General features: G+C 71.7%; 13 protein-coding genes. 8 read left to right on the top strand and 5 right to left on the bottom strand.

The genetic code is table 11. The annotated features are described in order from the left end of the window. The first annotated feature begins 12 nt into the window (after positions 1-12). The 5 genes from QSK36_RS27250 (at position 13) to QSK36_RS27270 (ending at position 6,458) form a co-directional block, all read left to right on the top strand. Positions 13-786, top strand: a complete 774-nt coding sequence (locus tag QSK36_RS27250) for a 3-hydroxybutyrate dehydrogenase (RefSeq protein WP_183542593.1) — start codon at positions 13-15, stop codon at positions 784-786. Further along, a complete protein-coding gene (locus QSK36_RS27255; protein WP_285784346.1) occupies positions 771-2,693 on the top strand; it encodes a helix-turn-helix domain-containing protein in 1,923 nt (640 codons plus the stop codon). Before QSK36_RS27250 ends, QSK36_RS27255 begins: the two co-directional genes overlap by 16 nt. A 77-nt stretch (positions 2,694-2,770) precedes the next feature. Beyond that, on the top strand, positions 2,771-4,108 hold the full coding sequence (locus QSK36_RS27260; protein WP_183542597.1) for an MFS transporter: 1,338 nt from the start codon (positions 2,771-2,773) through the stop codon (positions 4,106-4,108). After that, on the top strand, positions 4,108-5,442 hold the full coding sequence (locus QSK36_RS27265) for a 3-hydroxybutyrate oligomer hydrolase family protein (protein WP_285784347.1): 1,335 nt from the start codon (positions 4,108-4,110) through the stop codon (positions 5,440-5,442). The genes QSK36_RS27260 and QSK36_RS27265 overlap by 1 nt, the downstream gene beginning before the upstream one ends. Beyond that, positions 5,439-6,458 (top strand): alpha/beta fold hydrolase, encoded by a 1,020-nt coding sequence (locus QSK36_RS27270; RefSeq protein WP_285784348.1) that lies wholly within the window; start codon positions 5,439-5,441, stop codon positions 6,456-6,458. The genes QSK36_RS27265 and QSK36_RS27270 overlap by 4 nt, the downstream gene beginning before the upstream one ends. A gap of 30 nt (positions 6,459-6,488) precedes the next feature. On the opposite strand, the gene QSK36_RS27275 is transcribed toward QSK36_RS27270, so the two are convergent. After that, positions 6,489-8,453: a glycosyltransferase family 2 protein gene (locus tag QSK36_RS27275; RefSeq protein ID WP_183542602.1), complete on the bottom strand. Its 1,965-nt coding sequence runs from the start codon at positions 8,451-8,453 to the stop codon at positions 6,489-6,491. A 107-nt stretch (positions 8,454-8,560) separates the two neighbouring features. After that, on the bottom strand, positions 8,561-9,271 hold the full coding sequence (locus QSK36_RS27280; RefSeq protein ID WP_183542604.1) for an aggregation-promoting factor C-terminal-like domain-containing protein: 711 nt from the start codon (positions 9,269-9,271) through the stop codon (positions 8,561-8,563). A gap of 252 nt (positions 9,272-9,523) precedes the next feature. Between QSK36_RS27280 and QSK36_RS27285 the strand changes: the two genes are divergently transcribed. The 3 genes from QSK36_RS27285 to QSK36_RS27295 are packed head-to-tail and all read left to right on the top strand — an operon-like array spanning position 9,524 to position 12,194. After that, positions 9,524-10,198, top strand: a complete 675-nt coding sequence (locus QSK36_RS27285; RefSeq protein ID WP_079315655.1) for a response regulator — start codon at positions 9,524-9,526, stop codon at positions 10,196-10,198. Further along, positions 10,195-11,640 carry a sensor histidine kinase gene (locus QSK36_RS27290; RefSeq protein ID WP_183542606.1) on the top strand — a complete coding sequence of 482 codons (1,446 nt, stop codon included), beginning with the start codon at positions 10,195-10,197 and terminating at the stop codon, positions 11,638-11,640. The genes QSK36_RS27285 and QSK36_RS27290 overlap by 4 nt, the downstream gene beginning before the upstream one ends. Further along, positions 11,637-12,194 carry a hypothetical protein gene (locus QSK36_RS27295; protein WP_183542608.1) on the top strand — a complete coding sequence of 186 codons (558 nt, stop codon included), beginning with the start codon at positions 11,637-11,639 and terminating at the stop codon, positions 12,192-12,194. The genes QSK36_RS27290 and QSK36_RS27295 overlap by 4 nt, the downstream gene beginning before the upstream one ends. A 10-nt stretch (positions 12,195-12,204) precedes the next feature. Here the strand turns inward: QSK36_RS27295 and phoH2 are convergent, their stop codons facing one another. From phoH2 to QSK36_RS27310, 3 genes are all read right to left on the bottom strand, one after another. After that, complete coding sequence (phoH2, locus tag QSK36_RS27300) at positions 12,205-13,515, bottom strand: RNA 5'-3' helicase PhoH2 (protein WP_139577347.1); 1,311 nt, start codon at positions 13,513-13,515, stop codon at positions 12,205-12,207. A gap of 246 nt (positions 13,516-13,761) precedes the next feature. Then, a complete protein-coding gene (locus QSK36_RS27305) occupies positions 13,762-14,523 on the bottom strand; it encodes an isoprenyl transferase (protein ID WP_079315659.1) in 762 nt (253 codons plus the stop codon). 280 nt (positions 14,524-14,803) lie between these two features. Then, positions 14,804-16,672, bottom strand: coding sequence for a phosphoenolpyruvate carboxykinase (GTP) (locus tag QSK36_RS27310; RefSeq protein ID WP_502883341.1), 1,869 nt, complete (start codon positions 16,670-16,672; stop codon positions 14,804-14,806). Between the last annotated feature and the right edge of the window lie 238 nt (positions 16,673-16,910).

The following is a 16,910-nucleotide window of genomic DNA, read 5'->3' on the forward strand; positions in this document are numbered from 1 at the left end:
TCGTGAGGCAGCATGAGCCTTGAAGGGCGCACGGCCCTCGTCACCGGCGCGGGGAGCGGCATCGGACGGGCGTGTGCCCGGCGCCTGGCCGCCGAGGGCGCGCACGTCGTCGTCGCCGACATCAACGCCGAGGCCGCGGGCAAGGTGGCGGCCGAGATCGGCGGCACGCCGGTGGCCGTCGACCTGTCCGATCCGGAGTTCCTGGTGGCCTGGCGGGGTCAGCTCCCGCCCTCCCCGGCCACCCACCTCCGGGCCGACATCGTCGTGAACAACGCGGGGTTCCAGCACGTGGCCCCGATCGAGGAGTTCCCGCCCGAGATCTTCAGCAAGATCATGCGGGTGATGGTCGAGGCGCCGTTCCTGCTCGTGCGGGACGTGCTGCCCGGGATGTACGAGCGCGGCTGGGGCCGCATCGTCAACATCTCCTCGGTGCACGGCCTGCGCGCCTCGCCGTTCAAGGCGGCCTACGTGACGGCCAAGCACGCGCTGGAGGGCCTGTCGAAGGTGATCGCCCTCGAAGGGGCGCCGCACGGCGTGACCTCCAACTGCGTCAATCCCGCGTACGTGCGGACGCCGCTGGTGGAGAACCAGATCGCCGACCAGGCGCGCACCCACGGGATCAGCGAGGACGAGGTGGTGGAGCAGATCATGCTCGCCCCCGCGGCGATCAAGCGGCTGATCGAGCCGGACGAGGTGGCCGAGATGGTCGCCTACCTGTGCGGCCCCCAGGGATCGTTCGTCACCGGCGTCTCGATCCCCATCGACGGAGGATGGAGCGCGCGCTGACCACTCCCGCTCCCAAGAACACGACGGCCCCCAGAAACACGGACGGCGCGTACGCCTACCTCGACCTGCTCGCCCGTGAGGCGTCGGCGGTCGAGTTCGAGGGCCCGATCCTGCAGGCCAGGGCGGCCGGGGCCGACTCCGCGACGCTGGAGGAGCTGGAGCGGGCCAAGGTCGCGGCGCTGCAGGTGCGGGCCGTGCTGCGCCGGCGGGCCAAGCGCGAGGCGGAGCTGTCGGCGCTGTTCGACACCGCCAGCGACCTGGCCGGGCTGCGCGACCTCGACGCGGTGCTCGAGGCCATCGTGCACCGGGCCAGGCAGCTGCTCGCGACCGACATCGCATACATGACGCTGAACGACCCCGAGCGCGGCGACACCTACATGCGGGTGACCGACGGGTCGATCTCGGCCAGCTTCCGGCGGCTGCGGCTGCCCATGGGCGCCGGGCTGGGCGGGCTGGTCGCGCAGAGCGGCACGCCGTACAACACGGCGGACTACTTCGCCGACCCCAGGTTCCGTCACACGAACACGATCGACGTGGCCGTCCACGAGGAGGGCCTGGTGGCGATCCTCGGGGTGCCGCTGCGGCTCGGCACGCAGGTCATCGGCGTGCTGTTCGCGGCCAACCGCAGCGCCAGGCCGTTCGTGCAGGAGGAGGTGGCGCTGCTGTGCTCGCTGGCGGCGCACGCCGCCGTGGCCATCGACACCGCCCGGCTGCTGCAGGAGACCCGGGCCGCGCTGGCCGAGCTGAGCGAGGCGAACACGCTGATCAGGGCGCACAGCGAGTCGATCGAGCGGGCCGCAGACGCGCACGACCGGATGACCGGCCTCGTGTTGCGCGGCGGCGGGGTCGAGGACGTCGCCGCGGTCGTCACCGAGGTGCTGGGCGGCCGCCTGACCGTGCTGGACGACGAGGGCCGCCCCCTCGTGGGCGAGTCCGGCGACCTGGACACGGGTGTCTTCGACGCCGCCCAGTCCTCGCGGGCTCTGGGCCGCACGGTGAAGCGGGGCGACGCGTACGTCGCGTCGGTGGACGTCGGGGCGGCGCCGCTGTGCACGCTGGTCCTGCGGACCGACCACCCGGTGTCCGACACCGACCAGCGGATCCTGGAGCGCGCCGCGATCGTCACCGCGCTGCTGCTGCTGTTCCGCCGCAGCGTGGCCGAGGCGGAGGGACGGGTGCGCGGTGAACTGCTCGACGACCTGGTCTCCCGCCCCGAACTGCGCGGGCTCGACGACCGGGCGCGGCGGCTCGGCGTCGATCTCGGCGCGCCGCACGTGCTGGTCGTGGCGCGGCACGACGGGCAGCGGGAGCGCGGCGCCTTCTGGGCGTCGTCGCAGGCGACGCTGGCCCATGGGCTGGCCACCGCCCGGGGCGATGAGGTCGTGCTGCTGCTGCCCGGCGACCGGCCCGGCGCGCTGGCCCGGCGTGTCGCGGCCGAGCTGAGCGCCTCGCTCGGCCGCCCGGCGACGGCGGGGGCCGCGCCGGCCTCCGGGCCGGTGACGGCCGTGGCGTCCGCCTACCAGGAGGCCCTTCGCTGTGCGGGTGCGCTGGTGGCCCTCGGCCGTACGGGTGACGGCGCGAGTGCCGAGGAGCTGGGCTTCGTCGGCCTGCTCGTGGGCGAGCGGCGCGAGGTGTCCGGCTTCCTGTCCGGCGCGCTCGGGCCGGTGCTCGACTACGACGCGCGCCGGGGAACCGCACTGGTCAAGACGCTGAGCTCCTACTTCGGCACGGGCGGCTCGCTGTCGCGTACGGCCGAGGCCCTGCACATCCACGTCAACACGGTGACCCAGCGGCTCGACCGGGTGGGGCAGTTGCTCGGCGAGGACTGGCAGGAGCCCGAGCGCGCCCTGGAGATCCAGCTCGCCCTGCGGCTGCACCGGCTGCGCACCCACATGCCGGACGCCTGAGGTGTGTGGCGGCGCCCCATAGGAGTGACCTCGGTCACTGCATACCGTGTGCGGAACCCCCCATCGGAGGAGTTCCCATGGCAAACACCCCACCTGCCCGGATCGGAAAGGTCGTCGGGGCCAGCCTGATCGGCACCACCATCGAGTGGTACGACTTCTTCCTGTACGGCTCGGCCGCCGCCCTGGTATTCAACAAGCTGTTCTTCCCCACCGAGGACGAGCTGACCGGCACACTGCTGGCGTTCCTCACCTACGCCGTCGGCTTCGTCGCCCGGCCCCTCGGCGGGCTGGTCTTCGGCCACTACGGCGACCGGCTCGGCCGCAAACGGCTGCTGGTCATCAGCCTGCTCATGATGGGCGGGGCGACGTTCCTCATCGGCTGCCTGCCGACGTACGCCGCGCTCGGCGCCGGCGCGCCCCTGCTGCTGACCCTGCTCCGCCTGGTGCAGGGTTTCGCCCTCGGCGGCGAGTGGGGCGGCGCGGTGCTGCTGGTCTCCGAGCACGGCGACCCCCGCAACCGCGGCTTCTGGGCGTCCTGGCCGCAGGCCGGCGCTCCCGGCGGCAACCTGATCGCCACCGGGGTGCTGGCGCTGCTGGCCGCGGTGCAGCCCGACGACGCCTTCCTCGCCTGGGGCTGGCGGATCGCGTTCCTGCTGTCCGGCGTGCTCGTGCTGATCGGCCTGTGGATCAGGCTGACGGTCACCGAGTCGCCGGTGTTCCAGGAGGCGCTGGAGCGGCAGGAGCCCACTCAGAAGGCCCCCATCGTCGGCGTGCTGCGCCATCACTGGCGCGACGTCCTGGTGGCGATGGGCGCCCGCATGGCGGAGAACGTCTCCTACTACGTGATCACCGCGTTCGTCCTCGTGTACGGCACGACGGCGGCGGGCCTGCCCAAGGGCACCGTGCTCAACGCCGTGCTGATCGGCTCGGCGTTCCACTTCGTCACGATCCCGCTGTGGGGCGCACTGTCGGACCGGATCGGCCGCAGGCCCGTCTACCTTCTCGGCGCCGTCGGCGTCGGCCTGTGGGCCTTCGCGTTCTTCCCGCTGATCGACACCAAGAACTTCGCCCTGGTCACCGTGGCGGTGACGGTCGGCCTGCTGCTCCACGGCGCGATGTACGGCCCGCAGGCGGCGTTCTTCTCCGAGCTGTTCGCCACCCGGATGCGTTACTCGGGCGTGTCGATCGGCTACCAGCTCGCCTCGATCGCGGCCGGCGGCGTGGCCCCGCTGATCGCGGTCGCCCTGCTCGACGCGTACGGATCGAGCGTGCCGATCTCCGTCTACGTGGTGGCGGCGGCGATCCTCACGATCATCGCGGTGATCGCCTCCAGGGAGACCCGTGACCGCGACCTGTCCGCCATCGAGCCGACCTCGGGCGCGGCCCAGGCCGCCGCGATCGTGAAGGAGGCCTGATGCGCGCCGGTGCCGTCGTGCTGGCCGCCCTGGCGCTGGCCCTCCCCCTGGCCGCCGCCGTCCCGTCCGAGGCCGCCGCGTGCCCGAACGTGACCGTCCCGGGCGCGCAGAAGCAGGTCACGGCCTGCCTCGACGATCTCACCACGAAGGGCACTCTGGCCTCCGGCCACACCGACCAGTCGGACTGGTCGGGCCTCAACTCCCCCGGCGCCGTCAACCCCGGCGGCGTGCCCGGCATGCAGATCGACGGCTACTTCCCCGACACCTCCACCGGGAACACCAACCACGGCTGGAACCACGACGCGCAGTTCGTCATCCGGCTGCCCCGGCACTGGAACGGCGGCCTGGTCGTCGCCGGGTCGCCCGGCAACCGGGAGACGTACGCCAACGACTTCACGATCTCCGACTGGGCGCTGGCCAAGGGCTACGCGTACGCCTCGACCGACAAGGGCAACACCGGCGTCTACTTCTACCGTGACGGCGTACGGCCCGGCGACGCGGTGGCCGAGTGGAACCGCCGGGTCAGCGAGCTGGCGGTCGCCGCCAAGGCCGTCGTCCGGCAGCGGTACGGCAGGCCGGCCCGCACGACGATCGCGGCCGGCCAGTCCAACGGCGGCTACCTGGTCCGCTGGCAGATCGAGAACCGTCCCGACCTGTTCGACGGCGGCGTCGACTGGGAGGGCACGCTCTTCACCGCCGACGGACCCAACCTGCTGACGTTCCTGCCGCCCGCGCTGCGCGCGTACGCGAAGGGCGACACGGCCGGGGTCGCGGCGGCGGGCTTCGCGCCCGAGTCCGACTTCCTGTGGCCGTTCCACTACCAGTACTACTGGGACCTCACCCAGCGCCTCTACCGTGAGGAGTTCGACCCCACCTATGACGGCGACGCCGAGGCGGGCACGCCGTTCTGCGCCTCCGGCACGCCCGGCTGCGACACGGACTACGACTACGCCTCCAGGCCCGCGGCCGTGAAGCAGGCGGTCGCGCGGGTGAGCCTCACCGGGAAGATCAAGCGGCCGCTGGTCATCGTCCACGGCACCCTGGACACGCTGCTGCCGATCCGCGAGGATTCCGACGTCTACGCCAAGATGATCGCCGACCGGCACCGCGACCGGCTGCTGCGCTACTACCGCGTCGAGGGCGGCAACCACGTCGACAGCCTCTACCCGGCCTTCCCCGACCGCCTGCGGCCCCTGCTCCCCTGCTTCCGCAGCGCGTTCACCGCGCTGGAGGCGTGGATCGGCACGGGCACGCCGCCGCCCCCGGACGCCACCCTGCCTCGCCCGGCCACAGGCGACCTCGAGAACACCTGCACCCTGGGAGCAACACCATGACCCTGCCTATATCCGCCGAGCGCGTCAGCACGCCCCGCCTGACCCTGAACGTCCTGTCCGTGCCCGGCTCGGCGGGCGACCCGGTGGTGCTCGTGCACGGCAACGTCTCCTCCAGCGCGTTCTGGCGCTCGACGATGACCGCGATCGCGGCGGAGGGGTTCCGGCCGTACGCGCTCGACCTGCGCGGCTTCGGCGACTCCGACCCCGAGCCGGTGGACGCGAGCCGGGGCGTGCGCGACTACTCCGACGACCTGCTCGCGCTGCTCGACCGGATCGGGCCCGCGCACCTCGTGGGCTGGAGCCTCGGCGGCGGGGTCGTCATGCAGGCCATGCGCGACCGGCCCGAGGCGGTCCGCAGCGCCACGCTGGTCGACCCCGTCTCGCCGTACGGCTTCGGCGGCACCGTCGGCCCCGACGGCGTGCTCACCAGCCCCGACGGCGTGGGCTCCGGCGGCGGCGCGGCCAACCCCGAGTTCGTGGCGGCGCTCCGGGCGGGCGACCGGTCGGCCGACTCCCCCGTCTCGCCCCGCAACGTGCTGCGCGCCACGTACGTCGCCGCCGGAACCGACCTGGGCGGGGAGGAGGACGCGTTCGTGGAGTCGATGCTGTCCACCCGGATCGGCGAGGACCACTACCCGGGCGACTCCCTGCCCTCGGACGCCTGGCCGGGCGTGGCCCCCGGCAAGCGGGGCGTGCTCAACACGATCGCGCCGACCAACTTCCGGATCGACGACCTGCACGAGATCGACCCGAAGCCGCCCATCCTCTGGATCAGGGGCGACCAGGACGTGATCGTCTCGGACACGTCGCTGTTCGACCTGGCACACCTGGGGGCGATCGGCGCCGTGCCCGGCTGGGACGGCACGCCCGCCCAGCCCATGGTGACCCAGACGCGGGCCGTGCTGGACCGCTACGGCGCCTACCGGGAGGTCGTCGTCGAGGGCGCCGGCCACGGCCCGCACCTCGACAAGCCGGCGGAGTTCCGCGCGGCGCTGCTCGCGCACCTGCGCGGATAGTCGGCGCGGACAGCCCCGCGCGGTCCGGAGTCAGCGGCGCTCGCGCAGGACGCGGACGGCGATGCGCCGCAGCAGTGAGGGGGCCTGCGGCGACGCCCCGGCGGGCAGCACGTGCACCTGCCCGCCGCGGCGCACCGTCAGCCCGAACAGCAGGTCCACGTCCTTCTGGTCGACCCGGAGCGCGGGCCGCCAGGACCCCGGGCCGAGGCACTCGTCCCCGCCGATCCGGCTCACCGGCACCCGCGCGACGAGCTGCCCGGCCACCCGGCCGGGTATCCCCGGCTCGACCAGCGCGGGCACGACCATGCTGCGCCCGCGCCCGTCCTGCTCGCGCAGCACCAGCTCGGCCGGCGGCCCGCCGCTCGGCGGCACGTACGGCACGGGCACGACGACGAAGACGTGCCCCTCCTGCCTGGCCACGGTGGCCCGGGACGAGACCAGCGCGATCGACTCGGGGAACGACTTCGGCTCCACGCAGACGCCCAGCTCGCCACGCTCGGACCAGCACGGCACGACGAGCCGCCTGGGCTCGCCGGCGAGCGCGCCCGCGCAGCTCATCGGCAGGGCGGGGCGGGCCACCCGGGTGCGGCCCGCATGGATGCCCCGCATGCGCACGTGGACCTCCCACAGCCCGGCGGGCAGCGGCCGTCCGATGGCCGCCGCGCCGGCGTCGAGGCGGGCCTGGCCGCTCACCCACACGCGCACCTGGCCGCCGCGCGCCTGGTCGCCGAGGCCCGCGCGGCCCACCGAGCAGGTGACCGGCAGGGAGTGGACCACGCCGGTCTCCACGTGGCGGACGCAGACCTCCACACGGGCCCTGCGCACCGCGTCGGTCACGTCGGCGCCCTCGTCGTCGAGCAGGCCGTCGAGCAGGCCCTCGACCCCGGGGGGCGGAGTCCACAGCAGCCGGTCGCCCCGCTGCCGCAGCCACAGCGGGGCGCCCCCGGCCCGCAGGATCTCCACGCTCAGGTCGAGCAGCAGCACGCCCTGGTCCCAGCGCAGCTCCCGCAGCTCCGCGCTGAGCCTGGTGCCCCGGGACGCCTCGGCGAGCGCGACCAGCGCGTCGAGGCGGTCCAGGCGCAGCAGCGCCGTACGGGCGCGCAGGTGCGCGGGAAGGTGGACGTCGAGCGAGGCGGGAAAGCGGTCGAGGGTGAAGCGGCGCAGGAAGGAGAACAGGACCATCCGCTCGTCCGGCTCGGCGGCGAGGAACCGCGCGCCCGCGAGACGGCGCAGCCCGAGCGTCCGATACCAGTGGGCCTGGATGCGCTCCCGCTGCGAGCCCGGCTCGGTGTAGGCGTCCACCACATCGAAGATCGCGTTGAGGCCGTCGAAGAGCGCCTCGGCGTCCGGCGCCTCCTCCTCCGCCGTCCCCGGGGAAGCCGGGCCCAGGTGGCAGCAGATCTCGTCGGCCAGCACGGCGATCACCTTCGCGGCGAGGTACGCCCTGGTCACGAACGCCTGCTCGGACAGCGGCCGGTCGGCGAAGCGGAGCTGGCAGGTCTCCAGGAAGTCGCGGCTGAACAGCTTGTGCGCCGTCGGCAGCGCGAGGAGGTGGTCGCGCAGCACGTCGGCCCGGTCCCGGTCGCGGGCGAATGTGGCCGGCGGCGGCCCCTGGTCGGCGAGCCTGCCGATCAGCACGTCGGCGTCGGTCTCCACGGCCCTGTCGTACATCCGCTCCAGTGCGTGCGGCTCAAGCCTGTCGTACTGGCCGAGCAGGTAGACGTACTCGCCGCGGGCCACCGACAGGCCGACGTTGCGCCCGCGCGCGGGCGAGCCGCTGTGGTCGAGGTGCAGGACCCGCACGTTGTCGCGCTGCTCGGCGATCGCGTCGAGCCGCCTGCGGGTCCCGTCCGTCGACCCGTCGTCCGCGAAGACGACCTCGTACTCGTCCGGCGGCAGCGACTGCTCCAGCACCGAGCGCACACACGCGCCGAAGGCGTCGTTCGACAGCCCGGGGTTGGACACGGGCATAACCACGCTGACCTTCACACCCATGAGGCCAAGGGTGCAGTGCGACCCCCGCCGTACGCGCGGGCTTGCCGAAAGGTCGAGAAACCCTGACCAGAGTTTCGCGGACCAGGGAGACCTGAGACTGGGAGACCTCAGTACCAGCCGGTGGACTGGGAGTGCCCCCAGGCGCCGCAGGGCGTCTTGTAGCGGCCGGCGATGTAGCCGAGACCCCACTTGATCTGGGTGGCGGGGTTGGTCTGCCAGTCGGAGCCCGCGCTCGCCATCTTGCTGCCGGGCAGCGCCTGGGGGATTCCGTAGGCGCCGCTGTAGCGGTTCATGGCCCGCTCGTTCCAGTGGCTCTCCCTGTCCCACAGCTTCTCCAGGCAGCCCCACTCGCCGCCCCAGCCGCGTGCCTCGGCCATCTGCTTGCCGAGCGCCTTGTTGCTGCCGGGGTCCGGGGTGGAGCCGGGCGGGAAGTCGGCCGGGGTGAAGCCGCCGCCGCCGGGGGCCTTCTGCGCGATCTCGACCGGGTCGAGACCCTTCTTCCGGTCGTCGCGGGTGCTCTGCAGCCTGTCCTTGCGCAGCGCCTGGACCGCCTGCTCCTTGAGGATGTCGGTCTCGGGGTCGGGCGCGTTCGGGTCAAGGGCGAGGAAGCTGTCCGGGCCCAGCACCTGCTTGGGCGCGTTGCCGTGCTCGATCGAGGTGCGGACCACGAAGGCCGTCCCGCCCGCGAGCACGGCCACGCTGACGCCGAGGATCGCGATCCGCTTGGGAGTCAGCCGGCCCGACCCGGAGCGGCCGCCGGCTCCCCGCCGGGGCCGGGAGGCGCGGGGGCGATCCTTCAACTGCTGACCAGAGCTCACGGCTTATGAGCTTGCCCTGTGGTGGGGGGTGCTCCGCAACCGAATCGTGGTACCTGTTTGGTGACGTCTTGACCCGACCGCCGATCACATGGACTTTCCCCCATAATGTGATTTTGGTCACACTTTGCGCCACAGGGAGAGGCATGGGTGCCCGGCACCAGCCTGCTCCCGCTTCTTGATGATGGCGTGCGGGCGAGGTCACAGGACTGCGACAAATAGGGGAATTGGTGAGGTCCGCACCATAATGACCGGGTGGCAGGCATCCTCCTGGTCGAAGACGACCCCTCGGTCCGCGCCGGACTCGAGCTCGCGCTCACCCGGCAGGGCCACTCGGTGACCGCGTACGCCACCGGCGAGGAGGCCCTCGACCACGTACGCTCCCGCCGTCCCGAGATCGCGATCCTCGATGTCATGCTGCCCGGCATCGACGGGGTCGAGGTGTGCCGCCGCATCCGCAGGCTCGATCCGCTGCCGATCATCCTGCTCACGGCCAGGGGCGACGATCTCGACGTGGTGGTGGGGCTGGAGGCAGGCGCGGACGACTACGTCGTCAAGCCGGTCGAGCCACGGGTCCTGGACGCCCGCATCCGCGCCATTCTGCGCCGCCTCGAGTCGGCCTCGCCCGACCGCCTCACCTTCGGCGACCTCGTGATCGACCGCGGAGCCCTCAAGGTGAGCCTCGCGGGCAAGGAGATCCACCTCACCCCGACCGAGCTGCGCCTGCTGCTCGAACTGGTCCGCCACCCCGGTCAGGTGCTCAACCGCCGCTACCTCCTGCGCGCCGTCTGGGACCACACGCATGTGGCGGACTCGCGGCTGGTCGACGCGTGCGTGCAGCGCATCAGGGCCAAGATCGAGCCGGTGCCCGCCGACCCCGTCTACATCCACACCGTGCGCGGCTTCGGGTACCGCTTCAGCCCGCCATGACCTGGGTGCCCACCGGGCTGCGGGCCCGGCTGGTGATCACCTTCCTGCTGGTGGCGGTCACCGCGTCCGCCATGGTGGCGGGCCTGGGATACCAGATCGTCCGCCGGGGGCTCCTGGAGCGCGCGGAGCGGGGCGCGGTCGCCGACGTGCGCGAGACGCTGTCCAGGATCACGCTGCCGATCGGCGCGAGCGACGTGGTCTGGCCGAGCGACACCACCGTCACCGACGAGGACCTCGGCGGGGTGGTGCAGGCGCTCGAGGCCCCGGACCGGACCGTCATCGTCACCTACGGCGACCACCGGCGCTCCAACACCGGCGCCAGGTTCACCATGACCGACGTGCCCGACCAGCTCCGCTGGCAGGCGGCCCGGCGGCTGGTCTACCAGAGGGTGCTGTTCGGGGACCATCCGTGGCTGATCGTCGCCACGCAGATCCAGCGGGCCACCCGCGACGGCGTGCTGCGCCCGACGGGCCTGACGGCCTACGTCTTCGTGCCGCTGTCGGAGGAGGAGGCCGTGCTGTCCCGCCTCAGGGCGGCCCTCGCGCAGGCCGGAGGCATCACGCTCGTCCTGGCGCTGACCCTGGCCCTGCTGTCGGCCCGGCGGGTGCTGCTGCCCGTACGGCGGCTGGGCGCGGCCGCCCGCGCCCTCGGCGCCGGTGAGCTGCAGGTCCGCCTCCCCGTACGGGGCAGGGACGAGCTGGCGGAGCTGACCGCGACGTTCAACGAGACGGCGGCGGCGCTGGAGGACACCGTCTCAGAGCTGCGGACGCTGGAGTCGATGTCGCGGCGGTTCGTCGCGGACGTCTCGCACGAGCTGCGCACGCCGCTGACCGCGATGACCGCGGTGACGGACATGCTGTCGGAGGACGCCGAGGACCTGCCGGACGACGCCGGGGAGGCCGTGCGGATCGTCGTCCGCGAGATCGACAGGCTGCGGGTGCTGGTCGAGCACCTCATCGAGATCAGCCGATTCGACGCGGGCGCCGCCACGCTCCGCCGGGAGACCGTCGACGTGGGCGACACGCTGGCCGACTGCCTGGAGGTGCGGGGCTGGGCCGACCGGGTGAAACTCACGGTGCCCGTCGGGCTCACGTTCTCCCTGGACGCCCGGAGGTTCGACGTGATCGTGGCCAACCTCGTCGGCAACGCGCTCAACCACGGCGCGCCCCCCGTGGTGGTGAGCGCGCGGGTGGCGGTCGGCGGCGAGAATCACGGAGCGCTCGAGGTGTCCGTGCGCGACCACGGGAGCGGCATCCCTGAACAGGTCCTCCCCCACGTCTTCGACCGCTTCTACAAGGCGGGCACCGACCGGGCCAGAAGCGTGGGCAGCGGTCTCGGCCTGGCCATCGCCAAGGCCAACGCCGAGCTGCACGGCGGCTCGATCACGGCCGAGCGCTGCGACCCCGGCACCCTCTTCCGCGTCTGGATCCCGAAGCCATGAGCAGGAGACGGATCAGGCGCGCGGCCGCGGCCCTGCTCGCGGGGCTGCTCATGGCGCCGGCGGCCTGCGGGGTCGCGCCGACCGGGGTGGTCGACGCCGGTCCGGCGCCGGTCATCAGCGGCACCCCCACCCTCGTCACGATCTACCTGCTGCGGGACGGCCGGCTGTGGCCCACCCGGGTCGCGGCGCGCTCGCCGCACGTCAACGACGTGCTGGACGCGCTGTTCGCGGCCAGCGGGCGGACGTCGAACCGGCTGTCCACCGCGCTGACCGGGCTCACGCTGGCCCAGGTGCAGCTCGTCAGGTACGCCCCGGACGCGGGCAGCCGCAACGACCCCGACAACACCCTCAGCCTGCGCGTACGGCTGTTCGTGAGCGGCTGGAAGATCACCAGGGCCGCCATGGCCCAGATCACCTGTACGGCGCGGCTGCGCCCGGAGATCTGGGCCGTGGAGATCGCTCACGCGACTCCCGACAGGAACGGCCCCCTGAAGGTCCACACCTGCCGGGAGTTCTGGGATCTGGCCCCCAAGGACGGCCATCTCCCCCCGTGACGTGACCTGATCAGAGCGTGATGTTCTCCAGCATCTCGGTCACCAGGGCGGCGATCGGCGACCGCTCGGACCTGGTCAGCGTGATGTGGGCGAACAGCGGGTGGCCCTTGAGCTTCTCCACCACGGCGACGACACCGTCGTGCCGGCCCACCCGCAGGTTGTCGCGCTGGGCGATGTCGTGGGTGAGCACGACCCGCGAGTTGGCCCCGATGCGGGACAGCACGGTCAGCAGCACGCCGCGCTCCAGCGACTGCGCCTCGTCCACGATCACGAAGGCGTCGTGGAGGGAACGGCCGCGGATGTGGGTGAGCGGCAGGACCTCCAGCATGCCCCGGTCGATGACCTCCTCGATCACCTCGGGGGACGTCACCGCGCCCAGCGTGTCGTAGACCGCCTGGGCCCACGGGCCCATCTTGTCGTTCTCCGAGCCGGGCAGGTAGCCGAGCTCCTGGCCGCCCACGGCGTACAGGGGGCGGAAGACGATGATCTTGCGATGCTGGCGGCGCTCCAGCACCGCCTCCAGGCCCGCGCACAGCGCCAGCGCGGACTTACCGGTGCCGGCACGGCCGCCCATCGAGACGATGCCGACGTCGGGGTCCATCAGCAGGTCGAGCGCGATCCGCTGCTCCGCCGACCGGCCGTGCAGCCCGAAGACCTCACGGTCGCCCCTCACGAGACGTACCGACTTGTCCGGCAGGACGCGGCCGAGCGCGGAGCCGCGGCTCGACAGCAGCCGCAGGCCGGTGTGGCACGGCAGCTCGCGCGCCTCGTCGATGTCGGCCGTGCCGGCCTCGAAGAGGGCGTCCATCTCCTCCGTGGTGACCTGGAGCTCCGCCATGCCGGTCCAGCCGGACTCGACCACCATGCCGGCGCGGTACTCCTCCGCGCTGAGGCCGATGGACGCCGCCTTGACCCGCATCGGAAGGTCCTTCGACACCAGCACCACGTCCTTGCCCTCCGCCGCGAGGTTCTGCGCGACGGTGAGGATGCGGGTGTCGTTGTCGCCCAGGCGGAAGCCCGCCGGGAGGCAGGACGGATCACTATGGTTCAGCTCGACCCGGATGTTCCCGTCGCCGATCGGCATGGGCTCATCCAGCCGTCCGTACCGCACTCTGAGGTCATCGAGGAAGCGCAGCGCCTCCCGGGCGAAGTAGCCGAGCTCGGGGTGGTGGCGCTTGGCCTCCAGTTCCGTGATGACGACGATCGGAACGACGACCTCGTGCTCGGCGAAGCGGCTCATCGCCGCCGGGTCGGCGAGCAGGACGGACGTGTCCAGAACGTAGGTGCGGGATGTGGACGGGTTGCTCGAGGACACTGCCACGCGTTCTCCCCCGGGCGCCTGAGGTGGGCGCCCTGCCTTGACTGGTGGTGAACGGACCGGGCCCGTGACCTGCGAGGGCAGACCGGGGCTCCGGCCCTCCTCGCATGGTGGTCGCGCAAGGACGGGCCCTCTCCCGAGGTGGTGGCCGCCGATCCCCTCGACGGCCGTTCAGCTACCACGTTACGTAACGAATCTCCCCAGCCCAATAGGTTTACGCAGGCTAAAAGATGCTGGTCACGTACCGTCTCAGGAGCCGTACCGACGGTGCCGTGCGGCGTACGAGCGGAGCGCCCGCAGGAAGTCGACTCTGCGGAAGTCGGGCCAGTAGGCCTCGCAGAAGTAGAACTCGGAGTGGGCGCTCTGCCAGAGCAGGAATCCGGAGAGTCGCTGCTCTCCCGAGGTCCGGATGACGAGATCCGGATCGGGCAGGCCGCGCGTGTAGAGATGCTCCGCGATGTGCTCGACGTCGAGGACCTCGACGAGGTCCTCGATGCTCGCGCCCTTGCTGGCATGCTCCTGGAGGAGGGAGCGCACCGCATCAGCGATCTCACGCCTTCCTCCATACCCAACGGCAACGTTCACAATCAGGCCTGGACGATGCGATGTGGTTTCTTTTGCGTGTTTGAGGACACGAGCCGTGTGATCGGGCAGAAGGTCGAGCGAGCCCATGGGGTTGAGGTGCCATCCCTGGTCCACGAGATCCTGCACGAGGTTCTCGATCACCTGGAGCAGCGGCTCGAGCTCGGCCTTGTCCCTGGCGAGGTTGTCGGTGGAGAGCAGCCACAGCGTCACGTACTCGACCCCGGCCTCGCGGCACCACACCAGCAGCTCGGAGATCTTGTCGGCGCCCTTCTGGTGGCCGCGGCTGACGTCCCGCAGGCCCATGGCCCGCGCCCATCTGCGGTTGCCGTCCACGATGACGCCGACGTGGCGGGGGATCTGGTCGGAGGACAGCTTCCGTTCGAGCCTGCGCTCGTACAGCTTGTACACGAGATCGCGCATGCTCATGCGACCCTCTTCCTCGCGACGGTGGGCTCGATCACCAATTATCGCGGGCGATCCGGCATGCCCTGCCCTCCTCAGGCTTTCCTGGGAGCGGCCCGAGTAACCCGCGTCGCGCGGTCAGAGGCGCCCGCGTGCCCGCAGCCAGGCGGCGAAGTCCCGTGCGTCCGCCCGGGCCGGACGGCCCGCGCCCCGTCTATCCCGCAGACGAAGCCTTCACGGGGAAAGTTCCGTCCGAAGGGAGCGGGTGCGCGGGCCGTACGCGTGGATCAGCGAGCCGCTGGACTCAGCCGAGCCGCTGGAGCAGGGCGCGGTACTCGTCCCACAGCTCCTTCGGCATGTGATCGCCGAAGGTCTCGAAGTAGGGCGGGATCAGCGCGGCCTCCTCGCGCCACACCTCGGGGTCGACGCTGAGCAGGAGCTCCATGTCCTCGGGCGCGATGTCGAGGCCCTCGGTGTCGAGCGAGCCCGGCAGGTTGCCGATCGGCGTGGGCACGGCGTCGGCCACGCCGTTCAGCCGGTCGACGATCCACTTGAGCACCCGGCTGTTCTCGCCGAAGCCCGGCCACAGGAAGCGGCCGTTCGCGTCCTTGCGGAACCAGTTCACGTAGTAGATCCTGGGCAGCTTCTCCGGGTCGGTCATCTTGCCGACCTCGAGCCAGTGCCCGAAGTAGTCGCCCATGTTGTAGCCGCAGAACGGCAGCATCGCGAACGGGTCGCGGCGCAGCTCGCCGACCTTGCCCTCGGCCGCCGCGGTCTTCTCCGAGGCCACGTTGGCACCCAGAAAGACGCCGTGCCGCCAGCTCAGCGACTCGGTCACCAGCGGCACCGCGGTCGCCCTGCGGCCGCCGAACAGGATGGCCGAGATCGGCACCCCGGCCGGGTCCTGCCACTCGCGGGCGATCGTCGGGCACTGCTCGGCCGGAGTGGTGAACCGGGCGTTCGGGTGGGCGGCGGGCTCGCCGGACTCCGGCGTCCAGTCACGGCCCTTCCAGTCGGTCAGGTGCGCGGGCGGTTCGTCCGTGAGGCCCTCCCACCAGACGTCCCCGTCGTCGGTCAGCGCGACGTTCGTGAAGATGCTGTTGCCCCACAGCGTCTTGATCGCGTTGGCGTTCGTCGACTGGCCGGTCCCGGGCGCGACGCCGAAGAAGCCGGCCTCCGGGTTGATCGCGTACAGCCGGCCGTCGGGGCCGAAGCGCATCCAGGCGATGTCGTCGCCGATCGTCTCGACCTTCCAGCCCGGGATCGTGGGCTGGAGCATGGCGAGGTTCGTCTTGCCGCACGCCGACGGGAAGGCCGCGGCAACGTACCGCGCCTCGCCCTGCGGCGGCGTGAGCTTGAGGATCAGCATGTGCTCGGCCAGCCAGCCCTCGTCGCGGGCCATCGTGCTGGCGATCCGCAGCGCGTAGCACTTCTTGCCCAGCAGCGCGTTGCCGCCGTAGCCCGAGCCGTACGACCAGATCTCGCGGGTCTCCGGGAAGTGGCTGATGTACTTGGTCTGGCTGCACGGCCACGGCACGTCGGCCTGGCCGGGCTCCAGCGGCGCGCCCACCGAGTGAACGGCCTTGACGAAGTCGCTGTGCTCTTGGTCGCGCTTGCCACGGCCCTCGTTGGCTCGTGCCTCGCTCTCTCGGGCCTTTCGCGCCGCTCCGCGCTCCTCGATGAGGCGCAGCGCCTCCTCTCCCATCCTGGTCATGATCCGCATCGACACCACGACGTACGGCGAGTCGGTGATCTCGACGCCGAGCTGCGAGATGGTCCCGCCCAGGGGGCCCATGCAGAACGGCACGACGTACATCGTCCGGCCCCGCATGCAGCCCTTGAACAGGGTGGCGAACGTGCGGCGCATCTCGTCGGGCGCGATCCAGTTGTTGGTCGGCCCGGCGTCCTCCTCACGCTCGGAGCAGATGAACGTGCGGTCCTCCACGCGGGCGACGTCGCTCGGGTCCGAGGCCGCGTAGAAGCTGTTGGGACGCTTGACCAGCCGCTTGAGGGTGCCCTGCTCGACCAGAAGGTTGGTCAGGCGCGTCCATTCGGCCTCGGAGCCGTCGCACCATTCGATCCGGTCCGGCTGGGTCAGCTCCGCGATCCGCGTCACCCAGGCCGCCAGATCGCTGTGAGTGGTGGGCGTCGGTACCTCTACTGAAATGGACACGGGGGCGGCTCCTTAATCTCTCAGGGCCAGAGCATCATCAGCGAAAATGGCTTCCGAATCCAATTGGAGTAGACCATCGTGTTTCCACTCCGTTAAATCGGCGCCATTCTCCGCTTCACGACCTCGGACAGCATCGGCGCAGGCAGCAGCCGTGATGTTGTGGGACCTTACCCACTCTGGCCCTGTTGAAAAAACGTCCTTCTCCCCCTTACCCGCCTGGCCGGGCTTACACATTGGT

Source organism: Microbispora sp. NBRC 16548, from assembly GCF_030268985.1.
GTDB classification, from domain to species: Bacteria; Actinomycetota; Actinomycetes; order Streptosporangiales; family Streptosporangiaceae; genus Microbispora; species Microbispora catharanthi.